The organism is Streptomyces canus, assembly GCF_001514145.1.
Lineage (GTDB): Bacteria > Actinomycetota > Actinomycetes > Streptomycetales > Streptomycetaceae > Streptomyces > Streptomyces canus.
Window position 1 is genome coordinate 592,323 of the sequence record NZ_KQ948657.1, and the last position, 18,114, is coordinate 610,436.

The following is an 18,114-nucleotide window of genomic DNA, read 5'->3' on the forward strand; positions in this document are numbered from 1 at the left end:
GCCTCCCGGTGACCCTGCGTCTCGGCCGCATCCACACCCGCCGTCCGCGACCCGCCCGCCTCGGCCGACGGTGCGCCCGCCTCCCGGGAGCCCCGCTTCTCGGGGCCCCGCGCCTCAGCCGACACTGCGCTCCGCCGCCTCGACCACGTTGACGAGCAGCTGGGCGCGGGTCATCGGGCCGACGCCGCCGGGGTTCGGGGAGAGGAAGCCGGCGACCTCGGCGACGCCGGGGTGGACGTCGCCGACGATCTTGCCCTCGGCGTTGCGGGAGACGCCGACGTCGAGAACGGCGGCGCCCGGCTTCACGTCCTCGGGACGGATCAGGTGCGCGGAACCGGCGGCGGCGACGATGATGTCCGCGCGCTTGAGGTGCGAGGACAGGTCACGGGTGCCGGTGTGGCACTGGGTCACCGTCGCGTTCTCACTGCGCCGGGTGAGCAGCAGCGGCATCGAGCGGCCGATCGTCACGCCACGGCCGACGACCACCACCTCCGCGCCCTTGATCTCGACGCCGTACCGGCGCAACAGCGTCAGCACACCGTTCGGCGTGCACGGCAGGGGCGCCGGCTCGTTGAGGACCAGCCGCCCGAGGTTCATCGGGTGCAGTCCGTCCGCGTCCTTGCCCGGGTCCATGAGTTCGAGGATGCGGTTCTCGTCGATGCCCTTGGGCAGCGGCAGCTGGACGATGTAACCGGTGCACTCCGGGTCGTCGTTCAGCTCGCGGACGACCGCCTCGATCTCCTCCTGCGTGGCCGTCTCGGGCAGTTCACGCTGGATGGAGGCGATGCCGACCTCCGCACAGTCCCGGTGCTTGCCGGCGACGTACTTCTGGCTGCCGGGGTCGCTCCCGACGAGGATCGTGCCGAGGCCGGGCGTGACGCCCTTCTCCTTCAGCGCCGCCACGCGGGCGGTCAGATCGGACTTGATCGCGGCTGCGGTGGCCTTGCCATCGAGAATCTGGGCGGTCATGTCCCCATCCTCGCGGATGACCCGGCCCCGGTTCCAATCCGGGTTCCACCATTGGCCCGCTCAAGATCGGCGAGGTTGCACTTGCACAACACATACCGAATGAGGGTGGACAACAACACACCTGCCTAGAACGATGTCTGGCGCAGTATCGCGGTTGATGTTCGGGGGGCAAACCGCTCAGACCGTGACGTTCCTCCGCGCAGTCCGCATTGTCCCCAGCTTGGCCCACGGAGGATCATCATGAGTTTCGGCTCGCCCAACAACCCTTACGAGCAGCCGCAGAACCCCCAGAACCCCCAGCAGCAGCCCGGTTACGGCTACCCCCAGCAGCCGCCGCAGCAGCAGCCCGGTTACGGATACCCGCAGCAGGCTCCCCAGGGCGTACCGCCACAGCAGGGATACCCCCAGCAGCCTGGCTACGGCTACCCGCAGGCGCCGCAGGTCCCGGCCTCCGCCTACGGCTACCCGCAGCAGCCGGGCTACGGCGCGCAGCCCCCGTACGCGAACTGGGGCCAGCGCTTCCTCGGCACCCTGGTCGACATGCTCGTGTTCGTGGTCCCGTACATCATCGTGGGCGTCGGAGCGGCCAACAAGACGGCGGCCCTGGTGATCATCGGCTACCTCGGCATCATCGGCATCGCGATCTGGCTGCTGATCATGGAGGGCCGTACCGGCCAGACGCTCGGCAAGAAGGCGCTCGGCATCCGCCTGGTGCGGGAGAGCGACGGACAGCCCCTCGGCGTCGGCATGGCCTTCGTCCGCCGTCTCGCGCACTTCCTGGACAGCCTCGCGTGCTACCTCGGCTGGCTGTGGCCGGCCTGGGACGCCAAGCGTCAGACCTTCGCCGACAAGGTCTGCTCGTCCATCGTCATCCGGACGAACTGAGCACCGCTTCACCACAATCGGCGGCGGATCGCCACGTCGCCTTCTCGCCATACTTCCCCCGGGGCCGTGTCACGTCGTGACACGGCCCCGGGGCGTCACCCACCCTGGCTCGTAGACACGCGGGGACGGGGAGACGGACCGTGTACAGCATCATCGTGGTACCTCCGCCGACCACGGAGGACCGGACTACGCCACAGCAGCTGCGACTCGCCCCGGGCGAGCGGCTGACCTTCGGACGCGGCGCCGCCTGCGCGGTGCGGATCCCCCATGAGGGGGTGTCCCGAAGAGCCGGCGAGATCACCGCGCAGGGCGCGTTCTGGGCGCTGAGCAACCTGTCCGGACGCCAGACGTACGTCGTGGAGAACCCGGAGGGCGCGGGCGAACACATCAAGGTCGGGCCGGGGCGCCTGGAGGCGCCGGTCCCCTTCGAGTTCTCGCGGATCGTGCTGCCGGCCGCGGGCGACCTGATCGCCATCGACGTGTGGGCGCCGCGCCACGACTATCTGCGCGCCGACGGCGACATGGAGGGGACGACCACCGCGCCCGCCTTCTCCGTCGACCGGACCAAGCGGTACTTCGCGGTCCTGGCCGCCCTGTGCGAGCCCCGCTTGCGCGGCGAACCGCACGCTCCGCTGCCCACCGTGGACCAGGTGGTCGAGCGGCTGCGCCCCCACTGGGCGGCCGCCTCCCGCACTTCGGTGCAGTGGAACATCGACTACCTGGCGGTGAAGCTGCGCCTGAAGCCCGGCCCGGAGGAGGCCGACCCGGGCCCGCGGCTGAACGGCAAGAAGGAGTCTCTGGTCTCCCTGGCGCTCCGCTTCGACCTGGTCCGCGAGGAGGACCTGGTGGTGCTGACGGGTTCCGGCGGGGCGGCCCGGTGACCGAGCCGTACGCCGTGCCGGTCCCCCGGGGCTACCGGGTGGGCGGCTGGGAGGTGCGCGAACCGATCGCCACGGGCGCCTTCGGGAGCGTGTACGAGGGCCGGCGGCGGGACGGGCAGCCCGCGACGGCCGCCCTGAAGTTCCTGCCGACCGGCACCGGGACGCCCCGCCGGCTCACCCATCTGCGGGAACTCGTGGAGCGCGAGGTGCAGTTGTACCGCAGGCTCAGACGCCCCCGTCTGATCCGGATGTACGACACCCTCGTCGTCGACGATCCCGAGCGCCCGGAGCTGGACGGCGCCACCGTCCTCGTACTGGAGAAGGCGCAGACCTCCCTGTCGGCCCTGCTGGCCACACAGCCCCGTCCGCCGTCCGGCCCCGCCCTGCTCGCCCAGATCTGCGAGGGACTGGCCCAGCTGCACCGCGCGAACTGGGTGCATGGCGATCTGAAGCCCGCCAACGTCCTGCTGATGGAGGACGGTTCGGCCCGGCTCGCCGACTTCAACATGGCCGCGGAACTGGAGGGCACCCACGCCTACACCCCCGCCTTCTCCACACCCGACTACACCCCGCCGGAACTCCTGTGGGCGGAGATCGGCGAACGCGGCCGCCGGATCCGCCCCTCCGCCGACGTCTGGGCCTTCGGCGTCCTCGCACACCTGGTCCTCACCGACACCTTCCCGCTGCCCGGCGGCACCCCGACGGCCCGCCGGGACGCGGCCGCCGCCTACGCCCGCGGCACCGACGACCTGCGGCTGTCGCCCGAACTCCCCGACGACTGGCGGGAGATCATCCGCGACTGCCTCACCCGCACGCACGCCGAGCGCGTCACCGTCGAGCCGCTGTTGCGCCGCGTGGAGACGGCGGCCGGAACCGCCCGCTCCCCCCGCCCGTCCCTCGCGCGCCGCCTCCGTCGTACGACGATCACGGCGGCCGTGCTCGCCGCCGGCGCACTGGCCGCGCTCGGTTACGGCATCAGCGACTGGACCTCCGACGACAACGGCCCCGCCGGCGACGCGTCCGCACCGGCGACCGTCTCACCCGCGACCTACGGCGCCGCCGAACTCCGTACCGACAAAGGCGTCCCGGCCCCCTACCGGGTACTGATCGTCGAGTCGGCGCACGACTGCGCGCAGGAGGACGTCACTCCGGCTCTGATCGCCGCCATGCTGAAGGCGGAGAGCAACTTCGACCCGGATCTCTCCGATCCGGCCAACGACGAGTACGGCATCGCCCGTTGGACGCCGAGGGTGCTGCGGTACTGGATGAACGCCGACGGCACACCCGCCGACACCATGCCCCAACCCCCCTTCCCGCCCGCCGAGTCCATCCCGGCGATGGCCCGTTACCTGTGCTGGATCGCGCCCCGCCTGGACGCGGGTCTGCCGGGCGACCGCCGGGTGCTGATCGCCGCCGCCTACCGGACGTCGTACGACAAGGTGAACGACGCGGGCGGGGTGCCCGCGAAGTACCGCGATTACGCGGCGCGGATCGCGCAGTACCTCAAGGAGTACACGCCGCCCGGCGCGATGTGACCCTGAGACTTCTCAGGTACCCGCGCGAGGGGAGGACCGGCAGGGTGGGCGCAGGCCGCTTCGGCGGCACCACCACCGAAGTTCACCTGGGGGTATCGACGTGAACATCATCAAGCCCGCCGCACTGCTGCTCGCGGCCGGCGCACTGGTCGCCGGCTCCGCGGCGGTCGCGTCCGCGGCCGTACCGGACTCGCGCGAGGGCACCGCACCGGACGGCACCCGCGTGACCGTCGTCACGGACGGCAACCGCGACTGGGCCGCGCCGGCCGACCGGGATCTCTCCACCCCGGACGGCACGCGGGTGACCGGCGGCTACCACCACGACGGCACGCGCGTCACCGGCGTCCAGCCCGACGGCACCCGGGTCACCTGACCCGGCGCGGACCGCGCGGTCTCCGGCCCCTTCGGGGGAGGGCCGGAGACCGCGCTCACGTATGCGCGGGCGTCGTTCCCCCGTATCCCGGCACTCCCCGGCAGCGGGGCGCTAGCCTCTCCTCAGTCAACTGGCGTGACGTGAGAGCACGTTGAGGAAAGAAAAGGCAGGTCGGGGGGACCGTGACAGACATACCGGCGGCCGGTGACGCGCTGCGGCAGGCGGGCGCGGCCCCGCTGCTGCCCGCCGATCCCGGACGTATCGGACCCTACGTCCCGCTCGGGCTGCTCGGCAGCGGCGGCATGGGCCGGGTCTATCTGGCCCGGCGTGCCGACGACGCCCCGGGACTCGCCGCCGTGAAGGTGATCCGGCCCGAGTACGCCGAAGGCCAGGACTTCCGGCGGCGCTTCGAGCGGGAGGCCGCCGTGCACGGCCGGGTACGCACACCGCGCGCACCGCATCTGCTGGGCACCGGATTCGACGACGCGCTGCTGTGGATGGCCACCGAGTACCTGCCCGGACTCAACCTCGCCGAGGCCGTCCGCGAGTGCGGGCTGCTGGAGCCGGCCGGGGTGTGGCGGCTGGTCGCGGAACTCGGGGAGGCCCTGTCGGCGCTGGCCGCCGCCGGGGTCGTGCACCGGGATCTCAAGCCGTCCAACGTGATCCTGTCCCCCCGGGGCACGCACGTCATCGACTTCGGCATCTCCCGCGCGGCCGACAGCAGCGCGATCACCACGACCGGCAACCGGGTCGGCACGGCCGCGTACATGGCGCCCGAGTACCTGCGCGAGGGCCGCTGCGACGCCGCCTCCGACGTCTTCTCCCTCGGCTGCACCATCGTCTACGCCGCCACCGGTCACGCCCCCTTCGGCGACGGGACCGGCGTGGACGTCATGCACCGGGTCGCCTTCGAGGCACCCGACACCGAGGTCATGGCCGAACTCGCCCAGGCGGACCCCGCGTTGGCCGCGCTGCTGTCCGCCTGTCTCGCCAAGGACCCCGCCGGGCGTCCCGCCCCGCGGCAGCTGATCGACGCGGCCACGGCCGCCGGGCACGGCCGCGCGTCCCACTGGCACGACACACTGGCCGCCCGGCTCCTGGACCGGCAGCAGGGATGTGCGGTGCTGGAGGGCGTGCCCGTCCGCCAGTCCCCCCACTTCCGCACGCCCACGGAGCCGGTGCTCTCACCGGTCCCCGCACCGGCCACCGGTTCCGGTAGGCGGCGGAGGCCCCTCCTGGCCGCCGTCGCGGGGATCGCCGTCGGAGCCGTGGCCGTCGGTGCCTTCCTGCTCACCCGTCCGGGCCTCGACTCCCCGGCCGCCGCCGCCCCGACGCGCTCCGGCAGTGTCAGCGCCTCCGCCGCACCGGCCTCTTCCGCGACCGGGGCCTCCGCCTCGCCCTCCGGCAAGGACGCCGGCGAGAAGAAGAAGGACAAGAGCGAGCCGCAGACGGCCGCCCCCGAGGAGAGCAGCAGCGCGCCGGACAGCACTCCGTCCGCGACGGCCACCCGAAACGGCGGCGGCACGGGCGGTGGAACCAGCACCGCCCCCACCCCCACCGCCACGGTGACCAAGACCGCGGCGCCCCCGGCCACCCCCGCCTGGATCTCCGGCTGCACCTACTACTCCGGCACCGAACTCACCGACTACGGCGACAAGGGCCAGCGGGTCGTGCAGGTGCAGTGCATGCTCACCAAGCGCGGCTACAGCGTGGGCGGTTCGGGCGTGGACGGTGAGTTCGGCAAGGACACCCAGTCGGCGGTCAAGCAGTTCCAGAGCGCCAAGGGGCTGGAAGTGGACGGCCAGGTGGGGCCCAACACGTGGGCGGCGCTGCGCAGTTCGACGTAGCGCCGCCCTCGGGCCGGTTGTCAGTGTCAGTGGAAGAAGTGCCGCGTCCCCGTGAAGTACATCGTGATGCCGGCCTTCTGCGCGGCCTCGACGACGAGTTCGTCACGGACCGAGCCGCCCGGCTGGACGACCGCCTTCACACCGGCTTCCAGGAGGACCTCCAGGCCGTCCGGGAACGGGAAGAAGGCGTCCGAGGCCGCGTACGAGCCCTGCGCGCGCTCGGCGCCGGCCCGCTCCACGGCCAGTTTCGCGGAGTCGACCCGGTTGACCTGCCCCATGCCGACGCCGACCGACGCGCCGTCCTTGGCGAGGAGGATGGCATTGGACTTGACGGCCCGGCAGGCCCGCCAGGCGAAGGCGAGCTCGCCGAGCTCGTCCGCGCTCAGGGCGTCGCCGGTCGCCAGCGTCCAGTTCGCCGGGTCGTCGCCCTCGGCCTGGAGGCGGTCGGTGACCTGGAGGAGCGCGCCGCCGTCGATGGGCTTGACCTCGGCGGGGTGCGCGGGCGCGGCCGGGGCCTTCAGGACCCGGATGTTCTTCTTCTTGGCGAGGGCTTCGAGGGCGCCGTCCTCGTAGTCGGGCGCGACGATGACCTCGGTGAAGATCTCGGCGACCTGCTCCGCCATCTCCCGGCTCACCGGCCGGTTGACGGCGATGACGCCGCCGAAGGCCGACAGCGGGTCACACGCGTGTGCCTTGCGGTGCGCCTCGGCGACGTCCGAACCGACCGCGATACCGCAGGGGTTGGCGTGCTTGATGATCGCGACGGCCGGCTCGGTGTGGTCGTACGCGGCGCGGCGCGCGGCGTCCGTGTCCGTGTAGTTGTTGTACGACATCTCCTTGCCGTGCAGCTGCTCGGCCTCGGCGAGGCCGACGCCCGTGCCGTCGACGTAGAGCGCGGCGGGCTGGTGCGGGTTCTCGCCGTAGCGCAGGGTGTTGCGGCGCTCCAGGGTGGCGCCGAGGAAGTCGGGGAAGAGCGACTCGTCCACGGGGGCGTAGGAGCTGGCGAACCAGCTGGCGACCGCGATGTCGTACTCGGCGGTGTGCCGGAAGGCCTCGGCGGCGAGCCGCTTGCGGGTGGTGAGGTCGAAGCCGCCGTCCTTGACCGCGGCGAGGACGTCGCCGTACCGCGCGGGGCTCGTGACGATCGCGACGGACGGGTGGTTCTTGGCGGCCGCGCGGACCATCGACGGGCCGCCGATGTCGATCTGCTCGACGCACTCGTCGGGGGTGGCACCGGAGGCGACGGTCTCGCGGAACGGGTAGAGGTTGCTGACCACCAGGTCGAAGGGCTCGATGCCCAGCTCGGCCAGCTGCTGCCGGTGGTCCTCGAGCCGCAGGTCGGCGAGGATGCCGGCGTGCACGCGCGGGTGCAGGGTCTTGACGCGGCCGTCCAGGCACTCGGGGAAGCCGGTGAGCTCCTCGACCTTGGTGACGGGGACGCCGGCGGCGGCGATACGGCCCGCGGTGGACCCGGTGGAGACGAGTTCGACGCCGGCTTCGTGCAGCCCGCGGGCAAGCTCTTCGAGCCCGGTCTTGTCGTAGACGCTGACGAGCGCGCGACGGATGGCCCGCTTGCCGTTCTCGATGCTCTCGGCGGTCACTGGATAACTACCTTTCGTCCCTCAATGCGATAGCCGTTGCGGGCGAGCCGCCCCACGACCTCGACGAGCAGCCTTCGCTCGACTTCCTTGATGCGCTCGTGCAGAGCGCTCTCGTCGTCCTCGTCCCGGATCTCCACCACGCCCTGGGCGATGATCGGTCCGGTGTCGACGCCGTCGTCGACGAAGTGGACGGTGCAGCCGGTGACCCTGGCTCCGTACGCGAGCGCGTCGCGCACTCCGTGGGCCCCCGGAAAACTGGGCAGCAGCGCGGGGTGGGTGTTCACGAACCGCCCGCCGAAGCGCGCGAGGAACTCCTTCCCCACGATCTTCATGAACCCGGCGGACACCACGAGGTCCGGTTCGTACGCGGAGACGGCCTCGGCGAGGGCGGTGTCCCACTCCTCGCGGGTCTCGAAGTCCTTGACCTTGCGGACGAAGGTGGCAATCCCGGCCCGCTCGGCCCGCGCGAGCCCCTCGATATTGTCGCGGTCCGCCCCGACGGCCACGATCTCGGCACCGTAGGCCGCCGCGCCGGTCGTCTCGATGGCGTCAAGGAGCGCCTGTAGGTTCGTACCGGATCCGGAGACCAGCACGACCAGTCGCTTGACCGGCCTGGCCTGCTCGGCCACGGGCTTGGCGGCCACGGCGGGGCCCTTTCTCGGGGGAGCGTTTGTACGGTCGTACGAATGCTTCGAGCCCCGGGATACGGGGAAGTCTACGAAGCGGCCGAACGTCAGCAACGATACCGGCACACCGGAAGGCCCCCACGGGACGGGGGCGTGGCCGGAAGGTAGCGTCTGGGAGGGACCGGTCCGGGAACGCGGGTGGTGCGCGGTGCGTTCACCGGGTGAGGCTCGCGCCGACGGGCCCACCGAACCGTTCCATCCACGCCGTGCTACATCCTTCAAGGGGAAGACGCTCACTTGATGTCGGACCGCAGCCTGCGACTCCTCACGCTCCCCCCGCAGTCGGTGCAGGGAGGGGAGCGCAGCGGCATGCTGCTGCGGGAGCAGCCCGCCTCGCCGCCGGACGCCCCTTCCTCCGACAAGAAGAACGGCAAGGGGCGGGGCGGTGCGGCCGAGGACGACAACCCCTTCGCCCCACCGCCGGAGGGCACCCCGGACCGCCCGTGGCAGCCGCGCCGCCCCGAGGGCTCGGACGACGGCCAGGACGACGACGGCACCCGAGGGCGCACCCCGTGGGGCAGTCAGTGGAGCGACCGCCAGCCGGGCCGCTCCGACGGCGGCTTCGGTAATCGCCCGGGCGCCGGCCCCGGCGGCGGCCCGCAGGGCCAGGGCAACGCGGGTCCGGGCCCGCGCTGGGACCCCATGGACCCCGCTCAGCGCCGCGCCCGCTACGCCCTGCTCTCCGGCATGTGGGCCTTCTTCTTCGCCCTCTTCGGCTGGCTGTATCTGGCCCTGCTCCTGGGTGCCCTGGCCCTGTACTGGGGCATCAGCGCGTTGCGCGCCAAGCCCCGCACCCCGGATCCCGACACCCCCGTTCCGCCCCAGTCCGCCCGCCCCCAGACCACCGCGGCGGTGAGCGGCCTGGTCACCGCCTCTCTGGCCATCACCCTGGTGGCGGGGGTTTTCACCGCGCGGCTCGTCTACGACGACTACTACACCTGCACGAACGACGCGCTCACCAACCAGGCGAAGCAGTCGTGCACGGACCTGCTTCCGAAGAACCTCCGGGGGCTGCTGGGCGAGAGCAGCTGACGCGTCAGTCGGTGGGCGGGGGCTTCTCCGGGGATTCCTCCGGCGGTGCTTCCTCCGGCGGCGTGGACGCCTCCTTCAAGGCCGCCCAGCGGGTCTCGTGCGCCGGGTCGTCGTACCAGGGCGTCGCCGAAGGCACCGGCCCCGCCTGGGGCGCGGCGGGCAGGACGTCGTACGGCTCGTAGGTGTCCTGCTGGTTGCAGGTGTCGTCCTGCGGGCCGCTCGCCTCCACGGGGACGGCCGCAGGAGCGGTCCCGGGGACGGCCCCAGGGGCGGTCTCAGCCCCGCCTGTCGCCTTGCGCGGCGAGAGCCTGGGCACCGGCACCCACTGCCGCGGCCCGCCTCGCGAGCGGCCCCGCCAGGCCCGTACCGCCAACGCAACCGGAAGTCCCACCCCCACGATCCAGCCCACCACTGCTCCGCCCACCTGCCACCACACCGGCCCGAGCCGGGCCAGCGTTCCCACCCCCAGCGGCCCGCCGGCCGGCACGGCCAGCGCGGCGACCGCCCCGGCGCACAGCACCGCCGCCCAGCACACCGCGCCCGCCGTCCGCCCCCGCGACCACCCCGCGGCCGAGGCCCGCCCCACGAACCACCCCACCACCGCCCCGGCCACCAACGGGACGGCCCCCGCCGCCCAGTGCGCCGGCCCCCCGGGCCCCGCCTCCGGCACCGCGGCCAGCAGCGGGAACGAGGGCAGCGTCGGCGCAGGGTCCGAGGACAGTGGCCCCACCACATGCCCCGCACCGAGGACGAACCCGGGTCCGACGGCGTACCCCGCCGCCCACACGACGGCGTTCGGCACCAGTGTCAGACACAGCAGCAGGACGGCGAACCGTCCCGACCAGCCCTCCGTGAGGTGCAGAAAGGAGGCCCGCGTCGCCGCGCCGTGCGCCACCAGCGACACCCCCAGCAGCGCTGCCCCACCCCCGATGACCACGGAGATCCCGGCCCCCGCGGCGCGCGCCGCCACAGCGAGCCGGGCCCGGGCGTCCGCCCCGAGGACAAGCCGCCGCATCGCCGGGGGCAGCAGCACCAGCTCTCCGTCCACGGCGTCGGAGGGACGGCCGTACGCCGTCCAGACCCCCACGCCGGCCGCGCCCATGACGAGGACCGGCAGGCACACGCACGTCCACACCCAGGAAGGCCTCAGCGCCCCGCCGGACGCGTAGAGTGCGGCGGCCGCGGCGACCGGAAGGTACCCGAGCACGACCCCCGCCCATGCGGTCCGCCCGGAAGCCGCCGGCGACTCCTCGTCCTCCGAGGCCGCGTCCCGCGCCGCCCGGTGCACCAGCCACAACGGCAGCGCCGGCAACAGCAACGGGGTGACGCCCACGGGCGCCGGAACCCCGGAGAGCGTGTCCGTCCGGACCAGCTCGACCCCGTGCGCGAGCAGCCACAGCGCCGTGGCCACGTGCAGCGCGCCGCCCGGGCCGCTGTCGGGATACGGCGAGCTGATCCACAGCATGATCACGAGCACGGCGGACGAACCGAGCCCCAGCCCGGCGGCCACCGCACCGCCCAGGAGGCCGGCGGCCAAGCCGGGCGTTCGGTCGCGCAAGCGGGCGAGCAGGGGCGAGAACGAGGTTCGGCGAGCGGTCGTCTGGATCACGCCGCCATGCTCCCAACGACACGCGCTTTCCCGTCGTAACAGGCGAACCTCCGATGTGTCGCTCAATATACATCTATGTACTTTTTCGTACGAAGGGGCGCCTTGTGACGGTTCCTCAGCAGGAGCACGAGGAGCTCCCTGCCACCCCCCTGACACCCGCTCAGGCCTTCGACGCGCTGTACGCGTTCTGCGCCCCCGCGCTCGTCCGGCAGGCGTACCTGCTCACCGGCCGCCGTGAGCTGGCCCGCGAGTCGGTCGAGCGGGCCTTCCAACTCGCCTGGCAGCGCTGGCCCGAGGTGGCGGTGGACCGGGACCCGGCGGGCTGGGTACGGATCATGACGTACGAGTACGCCCTCTCTCCCTGGCACCGTTTCCGCCCCCGCCACCGCAGCCCCGAGGAACCCGTCGCCGACCCGTCCGACCGCGCGCTGATGGCCGTCCTCATGGAACTCCCGCCGTCACAGCGGCGCACCCTCCTGCTGTACGACGGTGTGGGCCTCGATCTCCCGGAGACGGCGGCGGAGACGGAGGCGAGCACCCCGGCGACGGCGAACCGGCTGATGAACGCGCGCGCGGCGATCGCGGCACGGCTTCCCGACCTGGCCGACCCGTCCGACCTGCACGACCGCCTGGTCTCGCTGGCCTCCAGGGAGCGGTTGCGTGCCGCGCAGCCGCCCGCGGTGAGGATCGGGAGTGAGCGCCTGGCACGCTTGTGGACCAGGGCCGCGATCGCGTTCACGGTGGCGCTGATCGGCACGACGGCGCTCACGATCCGGACGGCTCCGACGCATTACGAGCCGCCGATCGCGCCGGGGTCGGAGGTGCAGGGGGTGCCGGCGCCGGTGGCGCCGGGGGCACTGTCGCAGGCGGAGACGAAACTGCGGAAGAAGCTGCGGGAGGAGACGGCGAGCGGTCCGGAGAGGCTGGTACCGGTCGATCGTTGACTGCGGGGGGCCGGTCGCGCCCGACAACCGGACCGGCACCCCCGTGACGCGCCGATGGGCCCGCTCCAACCCACGGAGCGAGCCCATCAGACGTGCAGCTGAATACCTGTTCAGCCGGCCAGGATCTCCCGCGCCAGCTTCGCCGTCTCGGTCGGCGTCTTGCCGACCTTGACGCCGGCGGCCTCGAGGGCCTCCTTCTTCGCGGCGGCCGTGCCGGAGGAGCCGGAGACGATGGCGCCGGCGTGGCCCATGGTCTTGCCCTCGGGCGCGGTGAAGCCCGCGACGTAGCCGACGACCGGCTTCTTCACGTTCTCCGCGATGAACGCGGCCGCACGCTCCTCGGCGTCGCCACCGATCTCACCGATCATGACGATCAGGTCGGTGTCGGGGTCGGCCTCGAACGCGGCGAGCGCGTCGATGTGCGTCGTACCGATGATCGGGTCGCCACCGATGCCGACGGCGGAGGAGAAGCCGATGTCCCGCAGCTCGTACATCATCTGGTACGTCAGCGTGCCGGACTTCGAGACCAGGCCGATGCGGCCCGGCTTGGTGATGTCGCCCGGGATGATGCCGGCGTTCGACTGGCCCGGCGTGATGAGACCGGGGCAGTTCGGGCCGATGATCCGGGTCTTGTTGCCCTGGGACACGGCGTACGCGTAGAACGCGGCCGAGTCGTGGACCGCGATGCCCTCGGTGATGACGACCGCGAGGGGGATCTCCGCGTCGATCGCCTCGACGACGGCGGCCTTGGCGAAGGCCGGCGGCACGAAGAGGACGGACACGTTGGCGCCCGTCTTCTCGATCGCCTCGGCGACCGTGCCGAAGACCGGGATCTCGTTGCCGTCGATGTCGACGGACGTGCCCGCCTTACGGGGGTTCACGCCACCGACGATGTTGGTGCCGTCGGCCAGCATGAGCTTGGTGTGCTTCATGCCCGTGGCACCGGTCATGCCCTGGACGATGACCTTGCTGTCCTTGTTGAGGAAGATAGCCATGGCTGTATCTGTCCCTCTTCCTTACTTCGCAGCCGCGAGCTCGGCGGCCTTGTCGGCCGCGCCGTCCATGGTGTCCACGCGCTGGACCAGCGGGTGGTTGGCGTCGGAGAGGATCTTGCGACCCAGCTCGGCGTTGTTGCCGTCGAGGCGGACGACGAGGGGCTTGGTGACTTCCTCACCCTTGTCCGCGAGCAGCTGCAGCGCCTGCACGATGCCGTTGGCGACCTCGTCGCACGCGGTGATGCCGCCGAAGACGTTGACGAAGACCGACTTGACGTCGGGGTCGCCCAGGATGATCTCCAGGCCGTTCGCCATCACGGCCGCGGACGCGCCGCCGCCGATGTCGAGGAAGTTGGCGGGCTTGACGCCACCGTGCGCCTCACCGGCGTACGCGACGACGTCCAGGGTGCTCATGACGAGACCCGCGCCGTTGCCGATGATGCCGACCTCGCCGTCGAGCTTGACGTAGTTGAGGTTCTTCTCCTTGGCGGCGGCCTCGAGCGGGTTGGCCGCGTCCTTGTCCTGGAGGGCCTCGTGTCCCGGCTGACGGAACTCGGCGTTCTCGTCGAGGGAGACCTTGCCGTCCAGGGCGATGACGTCACCGGAGGCGACCTTGGCCAGAGGGTTGACCTCGACGAGGAGGGCGTCCTCCTCGATGAAGGTCTTCCACAGGGTGACCAGGACGTTCTCGACCTTGTCGGCGACCTCGGCCGGGAAGTTCGCGGCCTGGACGATCTGGCGGGCGACCTCGGGGGTCACGCCCACGTTGGCGTCGATCGGCGTCTTGGCGACGGCCTCGGGGCGGGTCTCCGCCACCTCCTCGATCTCCATGCCGCCCTCGACGGACGCGATGGAGAGGAAGGTGCGGTTGGCACGGTCGAGGAGGAAGGAGACGTAGTACTCCTCCACGATCTCCGGAGCCGTCTCGGCGATCATCACCTTGTGGACCGTGTGGCCCTTGATGTCCATGCCGAGGATGTTGGTCGCGTGCTCTACCGCCTCGTCGGCGGAGGCGGCGAGCTTGACGCCGCCGGCCTTGCCACGGCCGCCGACCTTCACCTGGGCCTTGACGACGGACTTGCCACCGAGGCGCTCGGTGGCTGCGCGGGCCGCCTCAGGCGTGTCGATGACTTCACCGGCCAGCACCGGTACATCGTGCTTGGCGAAGAGGTCCCTCGCCTGGTACTCGAACAGGTCCACGCGCTTCCGTCCCTATCAGTGATCTCGCGGTTCGTTGTCTGCGTGGGCGTGCCGCGAGGGCAACGTGACGTCCGACCGTGTCTGTCACAAGGGAGGCGCACACGGTGTCCGAGCGCGCGGCATGTCCGTCTCGCAGGTTATCGCTGCTTGCGGGAGGCCCCTAAATCGAGGGTCACACCTGAGCGGTGATACCTGTCACATGATGCCGCGCTCACTGGCACGGCGTGCCGTGTGTGAGGGCGCCGGGGCGCTTCCACCAGGCACGGGGAAGGGCCTCACCGGGTTGGGGTCGACCCGGTGAGGCCCCGTGTGCGGCCCCTTCTGCAAGGGGCCCGGGCGGTCGATCCCCACCCCAATGGGGACCGCTTCGCCCCGCCCGTGAGGTTCCGGCAGGACAGACCGACGGCTTTCGGCCGTCCGGGGCCCGTCACCTCACGGAGCCATTCGGCGGGTGACGGTCAGGCGCGGTATGGGATGTCCTGCGCGTAACCCGGCGTGAGGGACTCGGCCACACCCTGGACACCCGTGACGGCGTGCCCCGCGAGCGGTCCGGCGGTGTCCTGGACGGTCCCGGTCAGGTCCCCGGCGAAGGGGCCGACCTGCCCGACGACGGGAGCGGCCTCGCCGACGACGCCGTACGCGAAGGGCGTGACGTCGCCCGTGATGCCGTACGCCAGCGTCGTGGCACTGTCGGCGACCGGCTCGACCGTCCGGGTCACGGTGTCGACGACGGGCTGGACGGCCCCGGCGACACCGTGCGCGAAGGCCGGGACCTCACCCGTGACGCCGTACGCCAGGTCGGTGGTGTGCCCGGCGACGCCGTACGCGAGCGGCGCGACGTCACCGACGACTCCGGTCGCGAACGGGGGGACGTCCTCCAGGACGCCGTACGCCAGCGCGGTCGCGTCCGCGACGGCCTGCCCGGCGACCGGCACCACGCCGTGCACGGCGGTGTTCGCGACCGGCGGCAGGACGGCGTCGGTGGTGTCGTGGGCGACCTGCCCGACGAGGCCGGTGGCGTAGGGCGGCACGTCGGCGACGACTCCGTCGACGACCGGGAGCACGCCGGCGACCGTGCCGGTGGCGTACACGGCCACGCCGTGCTGGATCCCCGCGACTCCGGCGACCGCGCCGCCCGCGAACGGGGACACGTCCCCGACGACTCCGTACGCCAGCGCGGTCGCGGCACCCACGGCGTGCCCGGCGGTCTGCGCGACCCCGCCCACCGCGCCGGTGGCGATCGGAGGCACCCCGCCCACGGTCCGCCCGACGGCGGGTACCACGCCTTCGGCAATCGGCACGACGCCGTCCACCGCCTGCGCGGCGACCGGCACGACACCGTCCACGGCGGCGGTCACGACGGGCGGCACGACCGCGGCGGCCGTCCGGTCGACGACGGGGGTGACGGTCCCGGGGAGGCCCGCGACGGTGCCGAGAGCCTGCCGACGGACGCCGTTCACCGTGCCCGTGATGTGGCTCGGGACGGAGGAGACCGTGGCCTCGGCGGTGGCCGTCACGGCGGCGGTCTCGGCCCCGGCCGTGGCGGAGACGCCGGCGATCCGGCCCTGTGCTCCGGCGAGCGTGGTGTGCGCAGTGCCGGTCGCGCCCGCGACGGTGCGCTGCTTGTTCGTCCGTACGACGCCGTCGATGCCCTGCGCCTGAGAACGGGCCGCCGACTGGACGCCCTGCAGCTTCGTCTGGGCGCCGGCCAGGGCCTGCTCCACCTCGGGGGCGAAGGCCGAGAGGGGGCCGAAGAGGTAGTCGACGTCGTGCTGGGGAGCGGTGGGTGTGTTCGGCGCGGTGGGCGCGGCGACGTCGGACGCCTTGACGGCGGCGGCCTGCGCGGCGTTGGCCTTCGCCTCGGCCTGCGCGGCCCGGGCCGCCTTCGCGCCCTGGATGGCCGCGGCGCCCTTCACCTTGGACGCCTTGGCCTCGGCGACCTGGGACACCTGCGGGACCGTGACCTTGGTGTCTGCGTGACGACGAGCCTGCTCGGTGGTGTCGGCGGTCGCCTTCTGCGCGGTGCCGGTGATGTCGGCGACGGTGGTGGTGACGTCGGAGACGACGCCGTCGACCGTGCCGTCGAGGGTGTCGGCGACGGTGGTGTTCGTGTCGGACACGGTGTTGGACGCGGTGTCCGTCGCCGGGTCCGTCGCGGAGAGGGAGGCGGCCGGGAGCTCGTCCGCGCTGGCCACGGCGGAACCGAGTGCCCACGCGCCGGTGACACCGGCGGCTATGACGATGGAACGGCGGATGTTCTTGTTCATGAGTGCGTCAGATCCCTGGATCTTGGGGGTGCCTGGGGAGGCATGGGGACATCCGGAGCCACGAGGCTCCAGGGGGATCCGTCCGGAGATCTGAGGAGATCTGGGGGGTGTCCGAACGGCTGGGGCAGACCTGTTCCGCCCCCGCGCGGCAGGTCAGCGGCGGGGGAGGGCCTGCCCTAGCCGGGGAAGACGGGGATGTCCCGGTGCCTGTCCCGGGTCCCGGCCGCGTCAACGCTCGCGGCGGCACCGGGCACGAGCCGCAGCGGCGCCCGGTTCTCGAGGGTGACGGCATGCGCGTCGCCGTGTCGCGACGAGCCGTTGTCCACTGCCGACTTGCCGCCCAGGGCTCCGCCCTGGTGGTCGGACGGCGCCTGGTGCGCGGGCGCGTGGGCGGTGGAGGTGGTGGTGCGGTGGGCGGAGGGGTGCGCGGCGGCCTCGGTCACGGTGCCGTGACCGGCGAACCGCGGCCCGTAGACGGCGTCGCCGCCCGCAAAGGCCTTGTCGTCGGTCGGCTTCGCCGCCGCGTGATCACCGGGCTGAGGCTGCGGCGCCGAGGTGACCGGCGCGGGCAGAGTGCTGCCCGGGATCCCGGGCAGGCCCGGCACCGTCGGGAGACCCGGCACTGTGGGCAGGGTCGGCCACGACGGGGACTCCGGGAACGACGGCAGCGCCGGCCACCCCGGCGGGGTGGACCCCGCCGGCGTCCCGACCGTCTCGGTCAACCCCGTGGTCACCGTCTCGACCAGATCACCGACGGGTCGCACGACACCGTCGGTCACCACCCCGACGACATCCTCGGTCACCGGACGGAGAACCTTGTCGTCCTCGGCCTGGTGGGTGAGGGCATCGGTGAGCGAGCCGCCGGGCTTGGGGGCAACCGGCTGGGGAGAGCTGCCCTTTGCCGTGTCCGTGGACGTGGGTGTGACGGTGTCCTTGGTCATCGGCTCGGCGGGCGGTTTCACCAGCTGACCGACCGCCTTCCCCGGCAACGCCCCGATCCCGTCGGCCGCATGTGCCTGCTCCCCGCAGAGGAAACCGAGCACGAACAACCCACCCACCAGCAGCCCCACTTGCAGCGCACGCCGCCCGACCGCCGCGCGCAGCACGCGCACCGCGGCACCGGGAAAGGCTGCTGACCAGGTCAAGAGGGGACGGGTCCTTCCGTGCGAAACGGCGGGGAAGGGTGAAGACTGCGGAGGAGCCGATCCTTGCACGGGGTGCCCGAGGTCGCGCAAGTCCCCTGTTACCGATGCGTAGTCATGTCCGTTTTGGTGGGCGAAGCCGCAGGTC

Annotated in this window: 15 protein-coding genes; 7 read left to right on the forward strand and 8 right to left on the reverse strand. The window is 72.4% G+C overall.

The window, feature by feature from the left end:
* Positions 1–114: 114 nt before the first annotated feature.
* Positions 115–969 (reverse strand): bifunctional methylenetetrahydrofolate dehydrogenase/methenyltetrahydrofolate cyclohydrolase, encoded by an 855-nt coding sequence (locus AQJ46_RS07570; protein WP_059204834.1) that lies wholly within the window; start codon positions 967–969, stop codon positions 115–117.
* Between the two features lie 240 nt (positions 970–1,209).
* Here AQJ46_RS07570 and AQJ46_RS07575 point away from each other — a divergent pair, with 240 nt between their 5' ends.
* The 5 genes from AQJ46_RS07575 to AQJ46_RS07595 all read left to right on the forward strand — a co-directional run bounded on the left by AQJ46_RS07575 (position 1,210) and on the right by AQJ46_RS07595 (position 6,490).
* Complete coding sequence (locus AQJ46_RS07575; RefSeq protein ID WP_059204835.1) at positions 1,210–1,854, forward strand: RDD family protein; 645 nt, start codon at positions 1,210–1,212, stop codon at positions 1,852–1,854.
* Between the two features lie 140 nt (positions 1,855–1,994).
* Positions 1,995–2,735: an FHA domain-containing protein gene (locus AQJ46_RS07580; protein ID WP_059204836.1), complete on the forward strand. Its 741-nt coding sequence runs from the start codon at positions 1,995–1,997 to the stop codon at positions 2,733–2,735.
* Complete coding sequence (locus AQJ46_RS07585; protein WP_059204837.1) at positions 2,732–4,270, forward strand: serine/threonine protein kinase; 1,539 nt, start codon at positions 2,732–2,734, stop codon at positions 4,268–4,270. The genes AQJ46_RS07580 and AQJ46_RS07585 overlap by 4 nt, the downstream gene beginning before the upstream one ends.
* A gap of 100 nt (positions 4,271–4,370) precedes the next feature.
* The gene (locus AQJ46_RS07590; protein ID WP_059204838.1) at positions 4,371–4,643 is read left to right on the forward strand and encodes a hypothetical protein; all 273 of its coding nucleotides are present in this window, start codon (positions 4,371–4,373) and stop codon (positions 4,641–4,643) included.
* Between the two features lie 182 nt (positions 4,644–4,825).
* Positions 4,826–6,490: a serine/threonine-protein kinase gene (locus AQJ46_RS07595; RefSeq protein WP_059204839.1), complete on the forward strand. Its 1,665-nt coding sequence runs from the start codon at positions 4,826–4,828 to the stop codon at positions 6,488–6,490.
* A 26-nt stretch (positions 6,491–6,516) separates the two neighbouring features.
* Here the strand turns inward: AQJ46_RS07595 and purH are convergent, their stop codons facing one another.
* Both purH and purN read right to left on the reverse strand, forming a co-directional pair.
* Positions 6,517–8,091 carry a bifunctional phosphoribosylaminoimidazolecarboxamide formyltransferase/IMP cyclohydrolase gene (gene purH / locus AQJ46_RS07600; protein WP_057607815.1) on the reverse strand — a complete coding sequence of 525 codons (1,575 nt, stop codon included), beginning with the start codon at positions 8,089–8,091 and terminating at the stop codon, positions 6,517–6,519.
* Complete coding sequence (gene purN, locus AQJ46_RS07605) at positions 8,088–8,735, reverse strand: phosphoribosylglycinamide formyltransferase (protein WP_059204840.1); 648 nt, start codon at positions 8,733–8,735, stop codon at positions 8,088–8,090. The genes purH and purN overlap by 4 nt, the downstream gene beginning before the upstream one ends.
* Positions 8,736–9,017: 282 nt before the next feature.
* Here purN and AQJ46_RS07610 point away from each other — a divergent pair, with 282 nt between their 5' ends.
* Positions 9,018–9,809 (forward strand): hypothetical protein, encoded by a 792-nt coding sequence (locus AQJ46_RS07610; protein ID WP_059204841.1) that lies wholly within the window; start codon positions 9,018–9,020, stop codon positions 9,807–9,809.
* A 4-nt stretch (positions 9,810–9,813) separates the two neighbouring features.
* On the opposite strand, the gene AQJ46_RS07615 is transcribed toward AQJ46_RS07610, so the two are convergent.
* Entirely contained in the window at positions 9,814–11,418 is a 1,605-nt protein-coding gene (locus tag AQJ46_RS07615) for a cell division protein PerM (RefSeq protein ID WP_059204842.1), read from the reverse strand.
* Positions 11,419–11,471: 53 nt separating this feature from the next.
* On the opposite strand from AQJ46_RS07615, the gene AQJ46_RS07620 reads away from it, so the two are divergent.
* Positions 11,472–12,362, forward strand: coding sequence for a sigma factor-like helix-turn-helix DNA-binding protein (locus AQJ46_RS07620; protein WP_059204843.1), 891 nt, complete (start codon positions 11,472–11,474; stop codon positions 12,360–12,362).
* Positions 12,363–12,472: 110 nt separating this feature from the next.
* Here the strand turns inward: AQJ46_RS07620 and sucD are convergent, their stop codons facing one another.
* The 4 genes from sucD to AQJ46_RS07640 all read right to left on the reverse strand — a co-directional run bounded on the left by sucD (position 12,473) and on the right by AQJ46_RS07640 (position 17,969).
* Positions 12,473–13,357 carry a succinate--CoA ligase subunit alpha gene (gene sucD, locus AQJ46_RS07625; protein WP_046261564.1) on the reverse strand — a complete coding sequence of 295 codons (885 nt, stop codon included), beginning with the start codon at positions 13,355–13,357 and terminating at the stop codon, positions 12,473–12,475.
* 21 nt (positions 13,358–13,378) lie between these two features.
* Positions 13,379–14,557, reverse strand: coding sequence for an ADP-forming succinate--CoA ligase subunit beta (sucC, locus tag AQJ46_RS07630; RefSeq protein ID WP_059204844.1), 1,179 nt, complete (start codon positions 14,555–14,557; stop codon positions 13,379–13,381).
* Between the two features lie 458 nt (positions 14,558–15,015).
* Positions 15,016–16,824 carry a hypothetical protein gene (locus AQJ46_RS57105; RefSeq protein WP_225887267.1) on the reverse strand — a complete coding sequence of 603 codons (1,809 nt, stop codon included), beginning with the start codon at positions 16,822–16,824 and terminating at the stop codon, positions 15,016–15,018.
* Between the two features lie 176 nt (positions 16,825–17,000).
* Entirely contained in the window at positions 17,001–17,969 is a 969-nt protein-coding gene (locus tag AQJ46_RS07640; protein ID WP_063803775.1) for a hypothetical protein, read from the reverse strand.
* Between the last annotated feature and the right edge of the window lie 145 nt (positions 17,970–18,114).